Here is a 24,537-nt window from a genome sequence, read left to right on the forward strand (position 1 = left end):
CGTCTTTGTCGTGACCGACCCGGCTCGCGCCTGGGGTGCGGGCGAGTTTGGCCGCGTGCGCGAATTCGGTCGGGACCAGAACAACGCTACCACCGCCGAGCAGCCCATCCTGATCGAAACGCCGCCACCGGCAGATCTGAAGGTCAGCAACGTGACGCTGCCTGCCAGCGCCAAGGTGGGCGACGAGATCCAGGTTGACTACGTCATTACCAACGACTCGATCAATGCCGCCTACGGACGCTGGACCGATGCGATCTACCTGTCCGCTGACAATGCCTGGGATGTAGGCGACATCCTGATCGGCAAGCACGATCACATCGGCGACCTGGCGGGCGGATCCAGCTACACCGGCTCGCTCTCGGCCAAACTACCGCCGCTCAAGGAAGGCCATTGGCGCATCATCGTCCGGCCGGATCTCTATAACGAAGTGTTCGAAGGCAAGATCGAATACACCGCGACGGGGCTCAGCCTACCGCCGGGCGAGGCCAACAACCGGATGGCGTCCGGCGCCACCCTGCAAGTAGCGGTGCCGGAGCTGGCCATTGCCAGCCCTGTGGAAACCACCCTGAACCCCGGCGAGGCGCGTCTCTATAAGGTCAGTGTCGCCGCGGGTGAAACCTTGCAGGTTAGCCTCGATGCGGCTGCCCTCAAGAGCAGCAACGAACTCTATATCCGTTATGGCGACGTTCCAACGGGCGCGCTCTTCGATGCCGCCTATGACAACCCCGTCGCCGCAGATCAACAGGCGATCATTGGTAGTACCCGAGGTGGCGATTACTACATCCTCGTGCGCGCCCGCGACGGTGCGGCGAACGCGCCCGTCACCCTTCGCGCGGATCTGCTGCCTCTGTCGATCAATCGGATAACGCCCGACCAGGGCGGAACCGGTGACGAGAACCACCGCTGGGTCACGCTCGATATCTATGGTGCCCACTTCAAGGCGGGGGCCTTGGTCAAGCTGGCCCGGCCCGGTATCTATGAGGTCGAGCCACAGCGTTGGCAGGTGATCGATGCGACCCACATCCGGGCCATCTTCGACCTGCGCGATGCCCCGCATGGGCTCTACGACGTGAGCGTTATCAATCCCGACGGCCAGCGCGTCACCGAAGCACAGCGTTACCTCGTCGAACGCGGTATCGAAGCCGACGTCACCATCGGCATCGGTGGTTCTCGTAGCCTGGAGCCGGGGGAGGGCAGAACCTACAGCGTCTCGCTGCAAAGCCTTACCAACGTCGACACGCCCTATGTACGCTTCGATGTCGGCGTCCCCGAGATGGGTTACAGCGCTGATGTGCTGGGCGGCCTCAACCTGCCCTATGTGGTGTTCGGCAGCAATGTGGCCGGGCAGCCGACAGGACGCACGCTCGATGCCGCTGGCAATACCCAGCAGTATGGCACCACGCCCACCGATGGAAGCTCTCGTTCGGACATCGCCTGGGCGCAGTTGGATGGCACGCAGAACACCGCCGGTTTCAACCTGGCGCCTGGCTATGCGTTCGACGTTCCGGCTGGCGGTTTCGTCGGCATGAGCTTCAATGTCCTGACCTATCCCGGGCTAGCCGAGTGGCTTGCCTATGACTTTGAAGGGCTGCGCGACAAGCTCTATGCCGTTCGGCCGGATTGGAAAGCGCAAGGATTGCTTGATGGCGGTGTCCAGGATCTGAACAAGATCGCCGAAGGATTGGCTGCCAAGTTCCTCTCTCGGGAACCGGAAGAGCACATCACCAAGCTCGAAGCCCTGGCCATGCCGTTCCGCTTCAATGTAGTCGGCGCCGCCACCCCTATCACCCGGGACGAATTCATCACCGACCAGCGCGCTCATGCTCGCAAGCTGCGCGACGCCATTCTAGGTGACGATACGGCACCCACGGCGCTCGCCGCACTGGCGGCTGATGAGGCGCAGTGGATCAATGGCTGGCTCGGTGCATTGGAAGCTGCAGGGCTGCTGCGTCCCTTGGACGAGGCTCCACCGATCCGCGACAACCCCCTGGTACTCAGCCTCAATGCCACCCTGGCTACCGGCATCCTGCTCAGTCGCGGTGGTGACAGCTACCGCACCCAGGCGGATATCCTCGGCTTCTTCGCCAAGGTTCAGCAGTGGTATGGCGACACCGCCGCCTACGCGGGCGACAGGGCAGCAACCAAGGCACCGGTCGAATACGTGGAGGTGCGTGAGGATCAGGAAGGCAGCATGGTCGAAATCCCCGTGCCTAGCCTGGCCGATGCCTCCGCGTTCGACCAAGGCGCCAGTCATGACACCCATTTCATCAACTTCAACGTCTTCGCGGGCAACCGTAGTGAATTGGAGTACCTGCGTCACATCGGCGTGCTCGATGAGAAATTCAATCCGGTGGCGGGGCAGGCGCTGAACCTCTCGCAGTATCTGCAGCAGGTGGCTGGGCAGAGTGGCTCCACGGCTGCCACGGTGAGCGTGCGCGGCCCACAACCCGTGGTCGGCGATGACGGCAACCGCTACCTGCCGGGCGATACGGCGCTGCCATATACCGTCTCCTTCAACAACCCCACCGAAACCGCAGCCGGCCAATTGCGGATTGTCAGTCAGCTCGATCCCAACCTTGACCCTCGCTCTTTGCGTCTGGGTGACCTCAAGATCGGCGACATCAATGTGCACCTGCCCAGCGACCGAGCCAACTTCCAGGGCGACTTCGACTTCACGGCCACCAAGGGCTTCATCCTGCGCGTGAGCGCGGGCGTGGATGCTTCCACCGGCATCGCCACCTGGCTGCTGCAAGCCATCGATCCGGATACGGGCGAAGTCATGCAGGACGCCACCCGCGGCTTGCTCGTCGCCAGCGCGGGTGCCAGCCAGATCCAAGCCGAGCAGCAAACCCGTGGGTTCATCAGCTACACCATCCGTTCAGCTGATACGGCCACTTCTGGCGCGGAGATTTCCGCCTCGGCGCGCATCCTGATCGATGCCGCTCCGCCGATCGACAGCGAGGTCGTATCGGCACGGCTCGACGTTCACGCGCCTCAGACAGTGCTCACGGTCACCGCCCTGGGTAACGATACCCAGGGCGCACCGACGTTCGACGTGCGCTGGGCGGCGATCGACAAAGCCAGTGGCATCCAGTCCGTGACCCTCTACGTTGCGGAGAACGGTGGTGACTTCAAGATCTGGCTGCGCCAGGTCGGCCCGGATACCAAGCAGGCCGTGTTCACTGGCGTGACCGGCAAGCACTATGAATTCCTCGCCGTGGCTACCGACAGGGCGGGCAACCGCGAGGCTGCTTCGGTGGCCAATGCGGTACTGCCGGACGATGGTGCTCGCCAGGCGGTGCTAGGCAGTCTCGGCGTGCTCGAAACCCTCGACCAGACCCGAGAAACGCCGCTCGCCCCGCAGGATCGCGACTATCCACGCAATGCCCTGTTCGAGCAGGCTACCGGACAGTTGCCAGGGCAGGTTGCTACGCAACAGACCAGTGAACTGCGCACCGTACTGGCGCCGTTCAGCCTGCGTGGCTTTGCCGATGGCTATGCGGCCAGTGAGGCCGATATCGGTGCCCAAGCGTTGGTCGAGCTGCCGGATCACACCTTCCTGGCTAGCGCCGGCGCGCTACGCAACGAGGTCTATCATTACGACGCCAAGGGCGGACGCAGCACCTCGCCGCTGTTTACGCTCGACAGTCCCATTCTCGACATGGCGGTGGATGCCCAGGGCCAGCTCTGGATCATGACCGGGGCCGAACTGCTGCAAGTGGATGCCGGCAGCGGCGCTGTTCTCCAACGACTCAAGGGACCGGGCGGTGATCCGCTCACCCAGGCCCTGGCCATTCAGGCGCAGACGGGTGAAATCTACGTCTCATCGGGCAATGGCATCGAGATCTTCAATCCTGCCGAGGCCGATACTGCCAAGGCTTGGAAACACTTCAGCAACCAGCGTGTCGGCGACCTGGCTTTCGGACCCGATGGCCGCTTGTGGGGCGTGACTTGGAGCGGTGGCGAGGTGGGTAATACGGCGTTGGGTGCGACTACCGACATCGTCAGCTTCCCGATGAGTGGCCGCACGGTGGGGCGTGCGGAGCTGGAGTACCGCCTGACCGGTTTGATCGACAGCCTCGCGTTCGGTGCGGCCGGCACCGAGCTGGAGGGCGTGCTCATTGCCTCCAGCAACGGCAAGCAACGCCCGGTAGCCGAGGGTGACCAGGTTCCGCACCAATCCGCCGTCTGGATGATCGAACTCGACAGCCGACGCGTCCTGCAACTGGCCACCGGAGGCACTCGCGGCGAAGCCGTGGTCGCCACGGCGGATGGCCGTATCCTGGTTGCCCAGACTGGCCGCATCGACGAAATCGCGCCTCGCCGCGCACCCGTGGTACAGGCGGTTACCGTGCCCGATGGCGCCCTGGTCGCACTACCCATGAACCGTATCGGCGTGGTCTTCGACCAAGCCATGTGGACCGGGGCGGCCGGCGACGCTGGCAGCGTGCTCAACCCGGCCAACTACAACCTGACCGTGCTCGGTGCCAACGGTGGAGCCGTGTTGCGCCCGCAATCCGTCACCTGGGATGCCACCACCCGGACGGCCTGGCTAGACATGGCGATGCTCGAGGCGGGCGCCTACCAGCTCGAGATCGGCCGCAATCTCGCCAGCGACACCGAAGTGCCGCTCGGGCAGGTCTATGTCAGCCACTTCACCGCGCTCAACGACATGAGCAGCCAACTGCGGCTGGAGTTCAGCCATACCCGTGCCGATCGCGGTACGGGCACGGTGAGCTACGACATTTCCATCACCAACATCGGTAGCGATGACCTCCAGGGGCCGCTGATGCTGCTGCTCGATCCGGGCCGCTATTTCGAGGGCGTCATCGCCGAGGGTGCGGTTGCCAGCGCTGACCAATCCGGGTTGTGGTTGCTCGACCTCAGCGCCACCCTGCAAGCGCAGGGCGGCAAGCTCGCCGTTGGCGCAACCCTGGCTGACCAGACCGTCAGCATCGTGCCGGCCAGTGTATTCGCACCGCGCGCTGGCCTGGCCGACCTCGTCAAGGCCAATCTCGGCCACGGTGTCTACGCTGTCCCTCAAGGCAACCTGCCACCGCACCTAGTCGTGGTTGGTGTCGACGATCCGGACATCGACGCAGCCACCCTGTTGCCAGGCGCCACGCTCGGCACACCCTGGACGGCCGAAATCGAAGCCGCCGATGCCGATGGCACCCGTTTCCATTGGCAACTGGTACAGGCACCAGCCGGCGTCACCCTGACACCGGCGACCGATGTGGTCGCTGCGGCGCAAGGCTACCGCCAGCGTGCCACGCTGGCCTGGACACCCACCGCCAATGCCGCCGCCAGTACGGAGATCGTCGTGCGCGTGCAGGACAGCCGGGGTGGTGTCGCCTTCAAGCGCTTCCAGCTCGCGGTGGCGGGGGGCAACCACCTGCCCACCCTGGCCAACCTGGGTGAAATGATCCTGCGCGAAGGCGAAACCCTGCGCCTGCCCGTCACGGCGGCCGACGCCGATGGCGATGCCCTTACCCTGACCGTGCGCAATCTTCCCGCGGGCGCCGTCTTCGACGCCGGCAGCGGCATGCTCACCTGGACGCCGGGCTACGACCAGGCCGGCGTCTACGAGAACATCACCCTCATCGCCAGCGACGGCAAGGTGCAGGTCAGTCGTAGCTTCACCGTCACGGTGGAACAGGGCCATCCAAGGCCTGTGCTGCTCGCCGTCGCCCCGCAGACACTGCGCGAGGGCGAGCGCTACAGCCTGCAGTTGGCCGGCAGCGTGCCGGGTGGCCTCAGCCAAGCCGACGGCAGCACCGTGACACTGAAGTACGTGGCCCCCTGGCTGCCCGGCGGTGCCTCCCTCAACCCCGACACCGGCTGGCTCGAATGGATACCGGGCTATGCCCAGCACGGCAGTTTCACCGTGCCCGTCCATCTCATCGCCACCTGGACGACGCTGGACGGCGAGGTGACCACCACCTCGACCACCCGTGAGGTCGTTTTCAATATCGCCAACGCCAACGGCGCGCCGGTGTTCGCGCCGGCTGAGACCTGGCGTGTCCTCGAAGGCCAACCTCTGCGCATCAGCGCCTTCGCCTTCGACCCCGACAATCCGGGCTTCGAGCCCAAGGTCCGCCTACGCGATGGCGCTCCGGCCATCGGGCCGGAAACCAGCGCGCCGACCGTCACCTACCAAGTCGCCGGCCTGCCGGAGGGGGCGAGCTTCGATGCCGAAACGCTGGAAATCGTCTGGACACCCGGCTATCTGCAGGCCGGTAGTTACAGCATCACCGTGACCGCCACCGACGATGGCGATGGCACCGGCGTGCCCGCGATCAGCCAATGGGTGTTGCCTATCGAGGTCAGCAACGCCAACCGCGCGCCGCAGATCGGTGACATTGCCAATGCCTTCGTGGACAAAGGCGGCGTCATCGAAATTCCGCTCAGCGTCGACGACATCGACGGCAACCCGGTCGAACTCCATTTCACTGGACTGCCGCACTTCGCCAGCTTCACCCGCAACCCATCCGACAGCGTCGGCAAGGTTACCGGCGTGCTACGTTTCGCACCGGGCGAGGGCGACCGTGGCGACTACACCATCACGGTTTCCGCCAGTGACAACGGCGATGGCGATGCTAACCAGATCCTGACCCAGACCAGGAATTTCGTCCTCACGGTCCGCAGCATCAGCGAGGCTCCGGTCATCGCCGCGCCCAGGCAGGTCGTCGCCATCGTTGGCCAGCCACTCTCGGTCGCCTTGCTGGCCGCCGATCTTGACCAGGATGCCTTGACCTGGGCCGCCCAAGGCCTGCCGCTCGGGGCCGCGCTCACCCCAGCCGAGCAGTATGGTCATGCCACGCTGAGTTGGACGCCAACCGTGGATGACATCGGCAGTCGTGACATCGTCCTGACGGTTACCGACCTGGGCCTGCCACCCCAGGATGCCGGCTATACCAATCCGGCCAATCCGGTGCCCAATGTCAGCCGCCACACGCTACGCATCGTTGTGCGCGAAGCCAACCAGGCGCCAGCGTTGCTCGGCTTGGAGGTCAATGGCCAGCAAATGGCCGACAGCGGTGCCACCGATGCCGCCACTCCAGTGCGCATCGAAGCGACCGAAGGCGTACCCCTTGGCGTCACGCTCTATGGTCATGATGCCGATGGCGACCGCCTCGATTGGCGCGCCCTCGACCTTCCGCGTGGCTTGGTCCTCACGCCTGCGGCCAACGGCAACAAGGCCACGCTCGCCTGGACGCCGGACTTCTTTGCCGCGCAAGACGGCAACACTGGCACTCCGGGCTTGTGGCGCTTCACCGTGGGCGCCAGCGATGGCACGGCGCATTTTACCCGGGTGCTGGAAATCCGGGTCGCCAACGTCAACCAGACCCCGCGCATCCTACCGCTGCCGCTACAGCTCGCCCGTGAGGGAGAAACCATCGGCTTTACGGTGCGTGCAGTCGACGCTGACCTCGATGCCCTGCAACTTTCCCTGCTCCACGACGAAAACACGCCGGCCGGTATCTCCTTCAATGCGGCCACCGGCTACTTCGAGTGGACGCCGGACCAGAACACCGTCGACAACTCGAAGGCCAGCGACAAGGCGTTCACCTTCACCTTCCGCGCCACCGACGGCAGCGCCAGCCATGAGCAGACGGTGCAACTGCGGGTCTTCGACGTGAACCGTGCGCCGACGCTCGTGGTGACCAACCACGCGGTAGCGATCGGCGATACCCTCAGCATTCCGGTGACCACCAGCGGAACCGGCAATGGCATTGCCGTCACCGACCCCGATGGCGTGGCGCAAACGCAAGCCCTCGTCGTCGGCTTCGCTGGCTTGCCCGAAGGGGCGGCCTACGATGCCCAGAGTCGGCGCCTGACCTGGACGCCCGGCCCTGGCCAGATCGGCGATCACACGGTCACTGCCACGGTGTCCGATGGCCGCAGCCAGCGCAGTGAAACCTTTGTCCTGCGCGTAGTGGCCGATAATGCAACCAACGCGCCGACCATCACCGTCACCACCACGCCAACTGCGCCCGCCGTGCCAGGCCAGAGCATCGTCGCCACGGTGCGCGCCGAGGCCTGGAGCGGCATCGCCAACCTGGTCGCCGAGCGGCTGAATGCCGAGAGCGGCGCCTGGGAAGCGGTGGCACTGGACGCCGCGGGCCGCTTGCGGCTGACGGCCACTCAGCCCGGCCTCATTGACCTGCGGGTCATCGCCACCGACCGGGACGGCTTTGCCAGCACCCAGACGCACAGCATTCGCGTCAAGGACCCGGCCGACACCACAGCACCGCAACTGGGCTGGGGCGGGGTACTCACGGGTGCCGGTGCGAACGGCCAGCCACGCGTACTCACCAACCTGACGGCACTTACCGCCACCCTCGCCGAGACCCAACTCATGGGCTGGCGCCTGCAGCTCGCACCAGCCGGCAGCGATACCTGGCAAACCCTGGCCGAGGCGAGCAGCCGCGCCACCGCAGTGAACCAGGCCCTGTCCCTGACCACGCTGGACCCACGTCTATTGCAGAACGGTGTCTACCAACTGCGCCTCAGCGCCTGGGACCTGGCCGGCCGGACCAGCGAAATCAGCGCCGCTATCATCGTGGATAGCGCGGCCAAGACCTTCGCCAGCCAGCTGGTCGCCGACGCGACCGTCACCCTGGGCGGGCACACCCTGGCGCTCGCTCGTGAGTGGAGCGGGGCGCTGCAAACCGCCACCCGCGACGGCGACTTCGGCAACTGGCGCCTGCCGTTGCTGGATACCCAGCTCACCAGTGACCAGCCGGCCACGCTGCCATCCGGTGCCACCGCGCCATGGCGCGAGGGCGCCCGTCTCTGGCTCAGCGTGCCGGCTAGCCTGGCCGACGTCCAGGCTGGCATAGCGCACCTGGCCTTTACGCTGGGCACCACACAAGAACGCCTGGGCAAAACACCGGACGCCCCCCAGGTCTGGCATCCGACCTTCAGCAATGATCAAGGCTGGCAATTGCAGGCCCATGGGCAGGCGGGAGCCATACGTCCCGATAGCCTCGTCCGCCTTGGCGACAACCTATACGACCAGGCCACCGGCCTGCCGTGGGTACCCGCCAGCTTTACCCTGATCGCGCCGGACGGCACCCGCTACACCCTGGATGCTCAGGGCCGTGTGGAGCGCCTGACCTTCACCGACGGCCAGGCGTGGCTCGTATCGGATGCCGGCATCGCGGCCGAGGGTGGTGATTCGGGCCAACGTCTCGACATCCAGCGCGACTCGGCTGGGCGCATCGCCCGCATCCTCCTGCCGGATGGCGGCGAGGGTCGTACCGCTGTCGCCTACCGGTACGACGGTGAAGGGCGGCTCAACCTGGTCCGCCATCTCAGCGACGCCGGTCTGGGCACGCCCATCGCCTACGGCAGCACGGGTGAGCCTGTTAGTGGACCTTTGACCGCCAACCTAGGCGCCATCGTGAACTGGGGTACGGCCAACACCAACCAGTGGAGTGGCACCCTGGGCGAAGGCTTGGGCGCCACCCTGGCCTTCACCGTGCGCGAAAGCGAAATCGCCTCCACCGTCCACCTACCGGGCGGGCAGGGCGAGGTCATCCTGGCGCTGGAAAGCGCGCTTCCTGACAATGCGGCAATCGAAGTCAGCGGCGCCCAGATCATCGGCACCGCCACCGTGAACGGCAAAGTCACCCGCTTGCTGCGCGTGACCGAGGCCGGTGTCAAACTCATCCGCGTCAGCGGCACAGGCGAGGCTCAGCTGCGCCTGAGCCTGGCTGGCGACCTCAACCGCGACGGCCGGGTCGATGGCGCCGACAGCGTCCTCTGGGACCAACTGCGCCAAGACGACAATGCCGCGGGTGACCTGACCGGCGATGGCCTGGTCAATACCGCTGACCGCCAGGTGCTCTATGCCAACAGCGGCTTCGCCGCCAACCATGCACCGGTCGCGCAGGCGCAACCCGCCGCGCTCAAGACCCACACCGACCTCGCTTTGCGAGCGGCCCTCGCCAGCATCGCCGAGGACCTGGAAGGCGACACCGTCTTCTGGCGCGTACTGGGCAGTACCCATGGCACAGCCAGCCTCGATGCAGACGGCATGACGCTGCGCTTCACCCCCGAAGCCGGCTACAGCGGCGCAGCCGTCATCCGCTTGCAGGCCGACGATGGCTTCGCAGCGGGCGCGCCAATCGAGCTTAAAGTGAACGTCAGTGGCGCCAAGCTGCTGCAGATCAACATCGAGCGGCTGGCTTCTCTATATCAGGGCACCGCGCGACAACTAGAGGTCACCGGTGACTTCGAAGATGAGCGAGGTGTTACGCTCACGACGGGCTATCTCGATTATGTGTCCACGGATGGCAACGTGGTCGAGGTGCTCGCGGACGGCATTCTGCGTGGCAAGTCCGAAGGCACGGCGACCGTTAAGGTCAGCGCCCACGGCCTGGAAGCCGTGAACGCCATCACCGTCAACAGGGAGGGCGTGAACCATATGGTTGACGCCTATGACAACGAGCTGGATCTGTTCCCGCCGTTCTTCAATCTCGCCGCCGAGGTGGGCCGGCGCCAGATCGACGTGCATGCCTTTGCTCGCAACGGGATGGGGGTGGACCTCCATACGGCGGCCGGCACCCAGTATTACGTCAGCGACCCCGCCGTCGTGGAAGTGACCGCCGATGGCCTGGTCATCGCCAAAGCGCCGGGGCAGGCCGTCATCACGGTCGTCCATGAAGGCAAGCAAGGGCTCATGCGGGTCAACGTGACGCCCTTGCGTACCGGTGCCGTGGAAGTCCTCGCCAGCGAAGGCATCTCCCTGTCGGATCAGGTCGGCAACATCCTGAGCATCGCGCCCGGCAGCCTATCCGCCGACACCACCGCTTCCATCCAGAGCATCGCGCTGGACAGCCTGGCGACGCCGTTGCCGATGCCGGGCGTGCTACAGACGCTGGCCGCGGTCGAGATCGATCTACGTGGCGCCATGGCCAGCGTGCCCATGCAGTTGGCACTGGAGATCGATAACCCAATCGATGCGACCACAGGGCTTCCCACCCGCTACGAGGTGGGTACCGAGGTCTACTTCCTGCGCGAAGGCACCATCACGCTGGCCGATGGCTCCATCAAACCCACCTGGTGGATCGTGGACAATGGCGTGATCGGCAGCGATGGCAAGGCCTACACCGCCAGTCCGCCCTATGAAGGCATGACCGTCGGCGGCAAGATGATCGTCGCCGTGGGGTCTAAAGGTATTGATTTCAATGAAAAAACCGGTGCCCTACGCCTGCAGGCAAGAGGCGTAGACTTCAACGCCTTCTTCTCCGAAATTGGTCATATCGCCATGATGACCATGCCCCTGGGGGCACCTCTTGGTGCTCTGGGTATTCTGGCGTCGGCACCGCAGTTCCTGACCTCCATCTCCTACAGCCTGGCCGGCACCTATCAGGCGAATATCCCAACGGATGCCTTGAACGATGCAAACCAGACGGTGGAATTCCCGACGCCTCCGAGTTTCAGCGCGAACGACGTTACCCCACGCATCAGTTCGGCCATCTACGATCCGCAAACTCGGGAACTCGTCCTTACCGGCGCTAACCTTTACCCCGCCCAAGGCGGTGGCGGCTTCGACTTCCGTCTCTGGCTGCAACCGCTCGGTAATCAGCTCACCGAGCCGACGCGGTCGGTGGATCGTGGCCTGACCTGGCAATCGTTCCATGTCACCCCGTCGGGCAACCAGATCCGTTTCACGGTTCCGGAGCACCTCGCACTGTCTCAGCATCTGATCCATATCGAACGCACGACGCGCGTACCCAATGCGCAAGGCATCGAGGGGACCGGACCGAAGGTCGAAAGCCTACCGGTCCGCGTCTGGAGCGACCCGAGCCGCGATACCTTCATTACCGGTGCCAATAGCATCAGCGTATTCCGTGGCACCGGTGCTGCCACCCAGACCAATAGTGCGCCGATCGCCCTGCAGTACCAGATTACCCGTGATGAGCGCGGCCAGCCGCTAGATATCGCCCGTTCGGCGTCCGACAACGTCGCCTTCAGTACTGACGGCGCCTTGGTTTTCGTCGCTGGGGGAGACATCACCAACGGCAGCACTGTGAAAATCTACGTGGTAGATACCTTTACCCGCGATATCGCCTTCACGCTCGAGCTGAACAATAACGTGCGTGGACGAATCAGCCAGATGGTAAGCAACGACGGTTGGCTCTACGTAGCCCTGGCGTCGAACCGCTATGGTTCAGGTGGTCTGGTCCGGATCAACATCGACCCGACCAGCGCCAGTTTCCTCAAGCAGCAACAGAGCATCAATCCGACCGGGCTGTCAGCGGCGGGCTATCGCGGCATTGCGATAAACGCCTCTTCCTACCTGGGTGCTACCACCGAGTCCGGTGGGGTCCGCATCTTCGACCTCAACCAGATTCCAGCGAGCGACACCTCCTTCGCTAGGGCCGATTTTGGCGCCGTGGTCGACATCAACCTCAATGATGTCCGTACTACTGGCAACAATGTGCGCAGGGGAGGCATTGTAACGTTCATCGCCGCGGGCGATTCCCCGGGCGAGTTCCTGGCGTCCGATCCGCGCTCTTACTCCAAGGGCTTGGTGAAGATCATCGTCAAGACCGATGTGTTCGGTCGCATTGGTGATACGGCGGAAAACGTCGAAGTGATCTCGATGACGGGGGCGACTGAATTTACTGCTGCCTACAAGAAGTTCCGCCAGAACATCCTGACCAGTGCCGACATCGTGGTGGTCAACTACCAAGGGGAGGAGTATGCGCTGGTAGGCGACGACAACTGGTATTTCACCGACTCGGTAATGACCGAGCCCGGCGAGCTGCCGCGCTATCAGATCGGGGGCAAGATCGGTGTGATCAAGAATCCCTTCGGCGAAGGCGGCCAGCCGGCGGAATACCTGGGGGCCACCTCACCGATACCAGGCAGTGCTATCCAACGCCTTGGCCTGGCCGCAGATGGAACCCTGTATGCCTCTGTGTGGAACCATACGCCGAACTACGACATCTTCGCGCCCAGCAGCCACTCGCTGTTCACCTGGAACGCCGCAGCCTTGGTGCAGGCAGCCATCCAAGCCAACACGCCGGCCCATAAGGCCCAGGTCCAGGCAGCTGGGCGCCTGGTCGGTAGCTTGCCCATCGATCGTAATATCCCCGTGCGTGGCGCCGGAGGCGACGGCTTTGGATCTCAGATTCCCGAAGTCACGGCCTCGCGTTACGACCAGATCGCTACGGGCCAGAACTTCAACTGGATGTGGGGGCTGTCGTCGTTCGTGCCGCGTGGCGCCTCTATCGAGCTCACCGATACCAGGGTGCCGGTGCCGCAGCTGGAAATGGTGGTGGCCGAACCACCTTTGATTCAGCTCAAAAGCACCTGGAGCAATCCAGAAGACGGCATGGTGGTGACGCTGCTCAAGAAGGGGTTCGATACCCTGTTCACCGGCGGCTACCTCGAGCGCTACGAGGCGCGCCTGCAGAAGTACAACAGCGGTGAGATCAGCTACAACGAGTTCACCCGCAGCAATTTCACCGATGTCATGGCGACCGCCTACGCCAGCAAGATCCAATTCAGCTCAGGCGGTGTCGCGGTGCAGGCCTCCAGTGCGGCCAAGGGATGGTTGACCAAGTTCCTGGGTGGGGCCGTTGGCGCCGCTTCGGCGGGCATGGCGGCAGAAACCTTGATCCAATCCGGCCTGAACAACATCTACGCGATCACCAATGGCAAGGATGGACAAAAGGATATCGATATGGAGAAGGTGCTGTTGACCGGCGTCGTCGCCGGCGGCATCGGCGGAACACTGTCCGTGGCGCCTGAAGTCGCCTCCAGCTTCTTCAGCAAACTCGGCGAATTCATCGGCCTGGGGCTGAAGAAGAACAAGGCGATCGAAGGTGCAGCGACGCTCGATAACGCGCTATCGATCCAGTTACTGACGCCGCAAGGCAAAACCACCTCGGCGGCCATCACCGACCCCGGCGTCATCCGCATCGGCAGCAAGACGGAGGTCCGCATCGGTAATGACGTGGTCTTCACCACCCCGGCCGAAAAATCCATGAGCCTTTCCCAGGCGGCCGAGTGGTACCGCGAGCAGGCGGCGGCCATCGCCAAGGTCCTCGCCCGCTCCGATCTGCCGGCGGACCTGAAGATGCTGCAAGCCTACAAGCTACGGGAAGCTCAGCAGCAGGGGGCCATGAATGCCTTGATCGATCCGAGTATCGCAGCGGAGTTCGCCAATCGCTTCCGGCTCGAACCGTTGCAGAAAATGGTCCAGGACGCGATCAACGACTTGAAGCTATCGGGCAAAGCACTGTTCGAGGCCATTGCCGCCAAGCTATCCAAGGTCGATGAGGATATTCGCTACCCGTCGCAGGCGGGCGGATGTTTCATCAAGGGGACACGCGTCCATACAAAAGAGGGGCTCAAGCCGATCGAGGAGATCAAGGTCGGCGACTGGGTGCTCTCCAGTCCTGAGGATGGTAGTGGCAGCCCTGAGTACAAGCGGGTAGTCAGGACTTTCGAGCATGATCCTCAACCTGTTTTCAATATCAGCATTCATCCTGAGGGATGGAAACCTTCGGATCGCTTCTATTTCATCGCGGCAACCGGAAACCATCCGTTCTGGGTAGAGGGTGTTGGCTGGACACGAGCCGATGCGCTCCAGCGTCAACAGTGGCTGCGCCTAAGCGACGGCGGTCGGGCTTTCGTCGGTGGGGTACAGCCGGTATACCGAACGGATAAGGAGGGTATTGGCTGGATTACGGAGACAGCTAGCATTAGGGGCCGTGGCGAAGCTTTCGATTACGCCAATTACTCAATTATCGAAGAGTCTGAACAGAAGAAGTACGCCTATCTGCCTGAGGAAATATTTACAGCCAATGATCCCTGTCTGCGAGTAAATGTATATAACATTGAGGTTGAGGATTTTCACACCTATTACGTCGGTGCCAAAGGGTTTTGGGTTCACAACGAGAATTGCGAGGGGGTGCGACTTGCTAATAGTGAAGGCGTCGCCCCAATCTTCGAAACTCCTCGCTACGAGAGCGGTGCCACGCTGGATGGCATCATTAAGAGCATTCTTGAAAAGGGCGAGATTCCTAATGGATTCGTTGTCGTGCGATCACCGAGCAGCGGTATGCGTCCCCAGTACCAGGAGGTGGTGGATAACATCACAATCGATATTCCGAAGAAATATTTACAGCCGTGGCTACAGTTTGAAGATGAGGTAATTGGGCGGATCGTCGATGCTGAGGGGTTTAGGCAGGAGTACGCTGTTCTCTTCCAGAAAACCTCTGACATGACGGCGGGGCAGAAAAACTACCTACGCGTGGAAGGCCGTGAGGTAGTAGGCGATACCAATATTTTCGTCGACCGCAAACTGACAATGGGTAAGTTCTTCGAAACTGATAATAAAGGTGTTCAAGCCGGAATATACATTGATAGAGATGCTCATAGTGAGGCTCAGTCGGCATTGGAGCTGCTTTGGCGTGTGACATTGGCGCTTGAGCACAACCCGAACACAAAATGGCGCTTCGAAATGCCTGCGCTCAAATCCAGTCTGGGCGGGGAGGATGACGCATTGCCGCGTGCAGCTGGCCGCCAAGTTGAGGCGCTCTTTGAGGCCATTCGGCTAGGTAAAGTGGATTTCACTACCTTTCAGAGAGTCATTGACCCAAATACTGGCGATGTGGTTGTCGAGATTTCTAAAAGGGCAGAACTTGCGGGGCGAATCGAGCGGATCAAGGCAATGTTGACCGGGGATGATCCACGGATCGAGTTGCGTTTCGTCGAACAACTTAGACCAGAGAACCAGAACGTCAACTACGAAGGCAGCGGTATCGGCGTCAGTCCGCTTCAATTGGCGGATATCGAGCGGGTATACGCTCAGGCCCGGCAGTACTGGCTCGATGCGGGGGCAGCGCCATCGCTTCTGGAAGGGGTGGAGCTCGCCATTACCGATCTGGCCGATGGCTTGGCGGGCTTTACCCAGGGTAAGAAAATCGCCCTGGACGTCACGGGCGCCGGCTGGGGCTGGTTCGTGGACACCAGCGCGGGTGATAACGGCGAGTATGTGGCCACTACCCAGGATCAGGTATTCAGGGCGCCCGAAGGTAGCCCTGCGGCTGGCAAGATCGATCTGCTCACCGTGCTGATCCACGAGCTGGGCCACGTCGTTGGCTTGCCTTCCGTGGTGAGCGATGCCGGCGTGATGGGGCAATACCTTTCCCCGGGCATGCGCAGGCTGCCCAGCGCCTTTGACGTTGCCGCCCTGCGGGACACCCAATCCTTCGTCCAGCAAGGCATGAGCTACGTTACCATAGGCGCCGCCGATGATACGGGCGCCGTACCTGCGCGTGCCTATAACCAGGCGGCGCAGCAGACCGACCTGGACGGCCTCTCGGCCTTCGATGCCTCGGCCTGGACCCTAGCCGGCGCTGCCAGCTCAGAGGGGAATGTCATCCAGCTGCGCGAAACCACTCAAGCGCAATCCAGTGCGCGGCAACGTTTCGTCGTCGGTGCCAACGACCGCTTCCTGTCCTTCACGGTCGCTTCTGCACTGTTACAGGATGGGGGACCGCAGGACGCCTTCGAAGTCGCACTCATCGACGCCACTACCGGCCTATCGTTGCTGAAAGGCTCCGGCCTTACCCGCTCCGACGCCTTCCTCAACCTCCAGGCCGACGGCAGCGAGTACAGGGCCTCGGGTATCACCACCATCCGTAATGCCGACGGCAGCCGGAGGGTGTTGGTGGACCTGTCCGGCATCGCCGCAGGCACCGTGGTGAACCTCTCCTACGACCTGATCGGCTTCGGGCGCGGTGCGGCCGCTACCAGCAGCCAGGTCACGGTGCGGGATCTGCGCCTGGGTATGCCCCAAGAGGCCCGCGACGATGTTGTGGCCACCGCTGAAGACACCCCGTTGGACATCGACGTGATCGCTAACGACCTCGGTGCCGACCAGGTGGGCGTGCAGCCAGTGGTCGTTACCGGCCCCGCCCATGGCACCCTAGAGCTAACGATCGAAGGTCGCCTGCGCTATGTGCCGGCCGCCAACTGGTCAGGCGAGGACAGCTTCACCTACCGGCTCAGCGATGGCCGGCTGGAATCCAACTTGGCCACCGTGACGCTCACCGTTACCCCGGTGAACGACGCGCCGGTAGCGACCGATGCCCGCTTCACCCTGGAGGAGGACAGCACCTTTGCCCTCGACCTGCTGGCCCTGGCCAGCGATATCGAAGGCGATGCCCTCAGTGTCGAAATCCTATCCGGGCCGCAGCACGGCCAGTTGTCGCTGAACGCCGATGGCAGCTTCACCTACACGCCAGACGCTAACTGGAACGGCACTGATGGCTTCACCTACCGGGTAACCGATGGCCCGCTGGCCTCCGCGCCAGCGAGCATCACCCTGAGCGTGACGCCGGTGAACGACGCGCCGGTAACCGGTGATGCCCGCTTCACCCTGGAGGAGGACGGCGCTCTTGCCCTCGACCTGCTGGCCTTGGCCAGCGATATCGAAGGCGATGCCCTCAGCGTCGAAATCCTGTCCGGCCCGCAGCATGGCCAGTTGGCGCTGAACGCCGATGGCAGCTTCATCTACACGCCAGATGCCAACTGGAACGGCACCGATGGCTTCACGTATCGGGTAACCGATGGCTCGCTGGCTTCCGCGCCGGCTAGCGTCGCCCTGAACGTGACGCCGGTAAACGATGCGCCTGTGACCGGTGATGCCCGTTTTACCCTGGAGGAGGACGGCGTCCTTGCCCTCGACCTGCTGGCCCTGGCGAGCGATATCGAAGGTGATGCCCTCACCGTCGAAATCCTGTCTGGTCCTCAGCATGGGCAGTTGTCGCTGAACGCCGATGGCGGTTTCACCTACACCCCGGACGCCAACTGGAACGGAACCGATGGCTTCACGTATCGGGTAACCGATGGTTCGCTGGCTTCTACCCCGGCCAGCGTCACCCTGAACGTGACGCCGGTGAACGACGCTCCGGTAACCACTGATGCCCGCTTCACCTTGGAGGAGGACGGCACCCTTGCCCTCGACTTGCTGGCCCTGGCCAGCGATCTCGAAGGCGATGCCCTTACCGTCGAAATCCTGTCCGGGCCGCAGCATGGCCAGTTGGCGTTGAACGCCAATGGCCGCTTCACCTACACCCCGAACGCTAACTGGAACGGCACCGATGGCTTCACGTATCGGGTAACCGATGGTTCGCTGGCTTCCGCGCCGGCCAGCGTCACCCTGAACGTGACGCCGGTAAACGATGCGCCTGTGACCGGTGACGCTCGCTTCACCCTGGAGGAGGACAGCACCCTTGCCCTCGACCTGCTGGCCCTGGCCAGCGACATCGAAGGCGATGCCCTCACCGTCGAAATCCTGTCCGGCCCGCAGCATGGGCAGTTGTCGCTGAACGCCGACGGCGGTTTCACCTACACCCCGGACGCCAACTGGAACGGTACCGATGGCTTCACGTATCGGGTAACCGATGGCTCGCTGGCTTCCGCACCGGCCAGCGTCACCCTGAACGTGATGCCGGTGAACGACGCGCCTCAGGTGACGGACTTCGAGGTGACCCTGGATGAGGACGCCACCGTAACCCTGGACCTGTTGCAGGGCGCCCGGGACGTGGAGGGCGACGTACTCGGCATCCGGGTGCTCAGCGGGCCGCGACACGGCCGCTTGGAGCTGGGCGCGGATGGCAGCTTCCTCTACATCCCCGAGGCGAATTTCCATGGCGAAGACCGCTTCACCTACCGCGCCAACGATGGCCAGGCAGACTCCGCAACGGCCGAGGTACGTATAGTAGTAGTACCGGTGAACGACGCCCCGGTGGTCAGCCCCTTGGCCGCGACCTTGCTGGAGGATGGCCGGCTCGTGCTCGACCTGCTGGCGCAGGCCCGGGATGTGGATGGCGACTCGCTCACGGTCAGCGCTCTACAACCGAGCCATGGCCAACTGACCCGCAATGCGGACGGCACCTGGACGTACACGCCGGCGGCCGACTACCACGGCGAAGATGCCTTCACCTTCCAGGTTAGCGACGGTCAAGCCAGTGTGGCGGGCGTGGTACGCCTGACGATCACCGCGGTCAACGATGCGCCGGTGGCGCTCGACGACTACGCCACCCTGAACGAAGACGCCAGCATCACCCTCTGGCCCATGAGCAACGACCGCGACGTAGAGGGCGACCGCCTGCAGCTGCAACTGCTGGAGGGGCCAGCCCATGGCCGATTGGTGCGCAATGCTGACGGCAGCCTGACCTACACCCCGGTGGCTGACTGGAGTGGCGAGGATCGCTTCACCTACCGGCTGAGCGATGGCCAGGCCGAGTCCGGCGTGGCCACGGTGCGGCTGGTGGTGACCCCGTTAGCCGATGCACCGAGCCTGGTGCTGAGCGATCCGCAACGGCAGACCCGCGAGGTGTTCCGTACTGGCTGGGAATCGGTGGCCAATCGCAGCGTCACCTCCACCCTGGTCAAGGCCCGTGAACTGGAAGGCTGGACGTTGATCACCCACCCGGATTCAAGCTGGGGTGGCAACAACGGCTTCGAGATCTGGAGCAACGGTGACTGGATGATGGATGCCCGGTACAGGCTGCGCCCGGTCAATGCGATGGCGGGTAATGGTCAAAATTGGCTGGAGTTGAACGATTCCGCCGCGGTGATGCACCAGACCCTTGGTATCGAGCGCAGTGTGCAGACGGTTGCGGGCGCCCGCTATACCCTGAGCCTGGATCTGGCCGGCCGTATGGGTTACGGCGCTGACTACACCCGTATCGGTATCTATGTCGACGGCGTACGCGTCGGTGGAGATGCCAGCACCAGTGGTTGGCAAGGGCTGGACTGGCAAGCGCGCAGCGTCCAGTTCACCGGCACGGGTGGCATGCAGACCATCCGCATCGTCTCTGAGGCCGAACGCTCCAGCGTCAATGGCCGCGGCATGATGGTCGATGACATCGTGCTCACCGAAACCCTGCCAGCCAACGTCGGGCAAGAAAATTCGCTTATCCGACTGTCCGTCATCGGCGCCTCGCTCCAGGACACTGACGGCTCCGAGTCCCTGGCGCTGAGGATCGAGGCTGTGCCGGTGGGTGCTGTGCTCACCGATGGCATACGCAGCTTTACCTCGAAAGCGGGTGCCAGCACGGTCGATATTACCGGCTGGCAACTGGACCAGCTTGGCATCCGGCCGCCCCAGGACTTCACCGGCAGCTTCATGCTCAAGGTGGTGGCCGCGACGACCGAGCGGAGCAACCAGGCCCAGGCCGTCACCATGGCTGACATCGAGGTGAAGGTCATCTCTTTCAACACCGCCCCGATAGCGCAGGATGCAAGCTTCACGCTGCTGCGCAACGGCTGGGTACGGATCGATTTCACGGCACTGGTGCGCGACGCAGAGGGCGATGCGCTGCAATTGACGCTGGGCAAGCCTGCACATGGCACCCTGTTCCGCGATAACGATGGCAGCTATCTCTACCGTCCGCACGCCGGCTACAGCGGAACCGACAGCTTTACCTATGCCGTCTCGGATGGTCGGAAAACCACTCGCGCGAGCATTGGCCTTACTGTCATGCCCAGTAGCTGCATGCTGTCGGGAGCAACCCTCCGCTTGCAGTCGTCGCTGTCCTGCCAGCCTGCCGCATCGCAGTCCGACCGTTACCTCATCCTGAGGCAGTCGAGCGGCGAACGGCCACGGATCGACTGGGACACCACGCCATCTGGGCTGCAAGCCTGCGACCTGTCAACCACCTGGCTGCCGCCGCTGAGTCGGCAGGATGACGAGTGCAACCTGGGCGATATCACCGGCTTGGTATTTCCCATCGGGCGGCAGGGGCGCTGAGGCATGGCACAACGACTGATCGTCCCGGTAAAGGCGCCATACGGCGCCCTTGCCGCCAAGCTGTCCCAGGTCGATGAGGACATCAGCCACCCAGTGCAGGCGGGTGGCTGCTTCATCAAAGGGACGCGCGTTCATACCAAGGACGGGCTCAAGCCGATCGAGGAGATCAAGGTCGGCGACTGGGTGCTCTCCAGTCCTGAGGATGGCAGCGGCAGCCCTGAGTACAAGCGGGTGGTCAGAACCTTTAAGCATGAGCGACAGACTATTGTCCGCGTCACTATCCACCCTGAGGGGTGGGAGCCATCGGACAGCTTTTATGCCATCGTGGCGACCGGAAACCACCCATTTTGGGTGGAAGGCGTCGGTTGGACACGGGCTGATGCGCTCAAACCCCAGCAATGGTTGCGCCAAGAGGATGGCGGTCTGGCTTATGTGGGCGGCGTGAGCCAAGTATACCGTGTAGGGAAGGAGGGTATTGGCTGGATCCAGGATACAAATAGCTTGAAAGGTCGAGGCAGAGTCTTCGATTACGCTAATTACGCAGTCATTGGTGAGTCCGAACAGAAGAAATACACCTATCTGCCTGATGAAATACTGGCGAGCGATGATCCCTACCTGCGTGTGGCTGTATACAATTTGGAAGTTGGGGATTTCCATACCTATTACGTCGGTGCCAAGGGATTCTGGGTGCACAACACGAATTGTGAGAGAGTGCGGCTTGCCAATAGCAAAAGTTTTGGGCATCCAGTCGGTGCCGCTTTGCGGCAAAGAAGCAAGGAAGAAGCGCAGCATGATACCGAGAAGAAAAGAGCCTGCTTCGTCGCCGGTACCTTGGTTCATACCAAGGAGGGACTCAGGCCTATCGAACAGATCGAGGTAGGTGATTATGTCTTGTCCAAGCCGGAGAGTGGCGAGGGAGAGGTCGCCTACAAACGTGTCGTGCGTACAGTGAAACGGGAGAATTGCGAAACGTGGTTTGTTTCTTGGTTTGACGAGAACTTGCACGAAGAGGCCGCGGCCAAGCGTATTACGCAGCAACAGTATCTGGACGCTCACGGCAACAGCTTTGTGATTACTACCCCTGACCACCCATTCTGGGTAGTGGAGTCCGATGAGGACAAGTTGTTTCATGCCAGCAACCGCATACTTGATGCTTACGAGGATCGGCCTTGGCCTCGCAGAGAGTGGGTTCGAGCAGACTTGCTGGCGCCAGGTATGAAGCTGATGTTGCATGACGGTCGTATTGTAGAGGTATGGGCGTCTATTCCTGCTTATCAAGCAGGTAAAGCAAACCAAGTATGGACTCCCTATGGAGAACTAGAAGGTGGGACTGCCGGGATACTTATTAATCTTGATGGTCGTGTTCTGCCAGAGGTTCCGCTGGCGGGACGTAGAGTTATGGGGGATGAGTTTTGGAAATACGTTAATCTGAATCCTAATGAAGCCTGCTATGAAGGCGACCCGCCAGGAACAGTTAAAAGCTCTTGGTTTCACACTACGGTCCATAATATGGAGGTCGAGGACTACCATACCTATTTTGTGGATGCCTTAGGAGTGTGGGTGCACAATACCAATTGTTATGATGTGAGCCTCTAAAGAGCAGTAGGGTTTTACAGCGTGAGGGGTAGGGGCGCCTCAAGAGCCGTAATGCGAACTACAAGCATGAGGCATCAAGGAGGGGCATTTAGCCCGGGCAAAAAGAGCACGGCGACTTTTTCTGCAGGGAGGGGCTATGCAAATAGGTTTCGTCGCGGGAACTTTAGTCCACACCAAGGATAGGCTCAGACCCGTTGAGCAGATCGCAGTAGGCGACTATGTCTTGTCCAAGTCGGAGAGTGGCGAGGGAGAGGTCGCCTACAAACGTGTTGTCCGTACAGTGAAGCGGGAGAATTGCGAGACTTGGCTTGTTTCTTGGTACGACATGAGCCTGCACGAAGAGGCCGCGGCCAAGCGAACCACCCAGCAACAGTATCTGGACGCCCACGATAACAGCTTTGTGATTACCACACCTGACCACCCATTCTGGGTGGTGGAGTCCGATCAGGATGAATTGTTTCATGCCGACAGCCGTATCCTTGATGCTTACGAGAATCGGCCTTGGCCTTGCAGGGAGTGGGTCCGAGCAGATTTGCTGGCGCCAGGTATGAAACTGATGTTGCATGATGGCTGTATTGTAAAGGTATCTCAGTCTATTCCGGCTTATCAAACAGACAAAACGAATCAAATATGGAATCCCTATGGGACCTTGGAGCCTGGGACTACCGGAGTTTTTATTAGCCTTGAGAACAATCGCGTTCTGCCCGAGGTTCCGATAGAGGGGGATCGTGCTATGGAGGATGAGTTTTGGACGCACGTGAACCTGAATCCTAATAATGCCTGTTATGAGGGCGATCCGCCAGGAACACTGAGAAGCTCTTGGTACCATGCTACGGTTTATAATGTGGAAGTCGAGGACTACCATACCTATTTTGTGGATACCCTGGGTGTGTGGGTGCGCCATGTTGATTTTATAGCGAGCCCTGAAGGTTAACAGGTATTTGTGGTGCGGCTGGTGAACATAATTGCTATGTAAGTTTGCTGTCGCCTGCGCAGCACAAGTGGAGATCTTGTCAGGGACGTGGTTTTTTGCGGCGCAAGCCCTCTCTCTTCGGCCCAACACCAACGTCAGAATCCACCCTTCTGCAAATAGCTGAGTAATCAGAGGAGCGCGCTTGTACCAAGGCGGAATCTCGGAACTGTTGACTAGATTAGAGTCCGCATAGGGCGCTTTTACCTGTGTGAATTTTACCGCCCGTGGAGAGTTGGTATGGCCTTTGGGCGGTGCAAGAGACCGCACAGCCCCGATTTCAGCCCCTACAGCGCCTAGCGGCTGAAATCCTCGGCATCCCGCAGTAGCTTCGAACCGTTGCGTCACGTGATCAGCAGGGCAAAGCCTACGCCTTGGCGCTGCATCTATACCGAATGGAGATCGGTGTGTATTCATCACTGAAAAAGCTAGTGGTCGATCGAGCATGGGAAGGCTGGAGACCGCATCATCTGCTTTTGGGTCGGGGCCCTGCCATTTGCCTTGGGTTCGCTAGCCGGTCCTGGCTCGAACCGCTGCAGAAAAGGGTCCAGGACGCGATCAACGACTTGAGGCTATCAAGCAAGGCCTTGCTCGAAGCCATTGCCGACAAGCTGCCCAAGGTCGACGGGGATATTCGTTACCCGTCGCCGGTCAGCGGGTGCTTCATCAAAGGCACGCGCGTTTATACGAAGGACGGTAAGAAGCCGATTGAGGAAATCCAGGTAGGGGACTGGGTACTTTCCAGTCCCGAGGACGGTTCCGGGCAGCCGGAATACAAGCGCGTGGTCAGAACCTTTGCGCATGATCCTCAGCCTATTTTCAATATAGGCATTCATCCAGAAGGCTGGGTTTTCCCCGATCCCTCCTATTTCGTTGTGGCGACAGGAAACCACCCCTTCTGGGTGGAGGGTATTGGCTGGACACGAGCTGATGAACTCAAACCTATGCAGTGGTTACGCCAGGGTGATGGCTGTCGTGCCTTTGTAGGGGCCATAAGTCGGATATACCGCACGGGGCAAGAGGGCATTGGCTGGGTTTCGAGTACGCTGGGCCCGGATGGGCATGGCTCGGTATTCGATTACGCCAATTACGCTGCTGTCGATGAGTCAGTGGAGGAGAAATTCCTCTATCTTCCCACCGAGGTGCTAGCAAGTGACGATCCCTACCTACGAGTGCC

3 protein-coding genes and 1 pseudogene (1 of these 4 cut by a window edge) are annotated in these 24,537 nt (G+C 61.9%); all 4 read left to right on the plus strand.

The genetic code is table 11. From position 1 onward, the window contains the following. Positions 1–20,794 carry the 3' portion of a tandem-95 repeat protein gene (locus tag CCZ28_RS00340; protein ID WP_167509186.1) on the plus strand. It extends 13,238 nt beyond the left edge of the window, so 20,794 of the gene's 34,032 nt are visible here — the last part of the coding sequence; the start codon falls outside the window, past its left edge; the stop codon is at positions 20,792–20,794. 3 nt (positions 20,795–20,797) lie between these two features. Beyond that, on the plus strand, positions 20,798–22,390 hold the full coding sequence (locus CCZ28_RS00345; protein ID WP_140215008.1) for a Hint domain-containing protein: 1,593 nt from the start codon (positions 20,798–20,800) through the stop codon (positions 22,388–22,390). A 136-nt stretch (positions 22,391–22,526) separates the two neighbouring features. Continuing rightward, positions 22,527–23,324: a hypothetical protein gene (locus CCZ28_RS00350; protein WP_140215009.1), complete on the plus strand. Its 798-nt coding sequence runs from the start codon at positions 22,527–22,529 to the stop codon at positions 23,322–23,324. Between the two features lie 431 nt (positions 23,325–23,755). Continuing rightward, positions 23,756–24,319 (plus strand): annotated as a pseudogene (locus CCZ28_RS24900) (Hint domain-containing protein); the annotation flags it as partial. Positions 24,320–24,537 lie beyond the last annotated feature (218 nt).

The sequence above is a fragment of the Pseudomonas oryzihabitans genome (genome assembly GCF_006384975.1).
In the GTDB taxonomy this organism is placed as follows: domain Bacteria; phylum Pseudomonadota; class Gammaproteobacteria; order Pseudomonadales; family Pseudomonadaceae; genus Chryseomonas; species Chryseomonas psychrotolerans_B.

Coding starts and splice junctions, on each gene's coding strand:
- CCZ28_RS00350 (WP_140215009.1), top strand. CDS start 22,527: ATGCAAATAGGTTTCGTCGCGGGAACTTTAGTCCACACCAAGGATAGG.
- CCZ28_RS00345 (WP_140215008.1), top strand. CDS start 20,798: ATGGCACAACGACTGATCGTCCCGGTAAAGGCGCCATACGGCGCCCTT.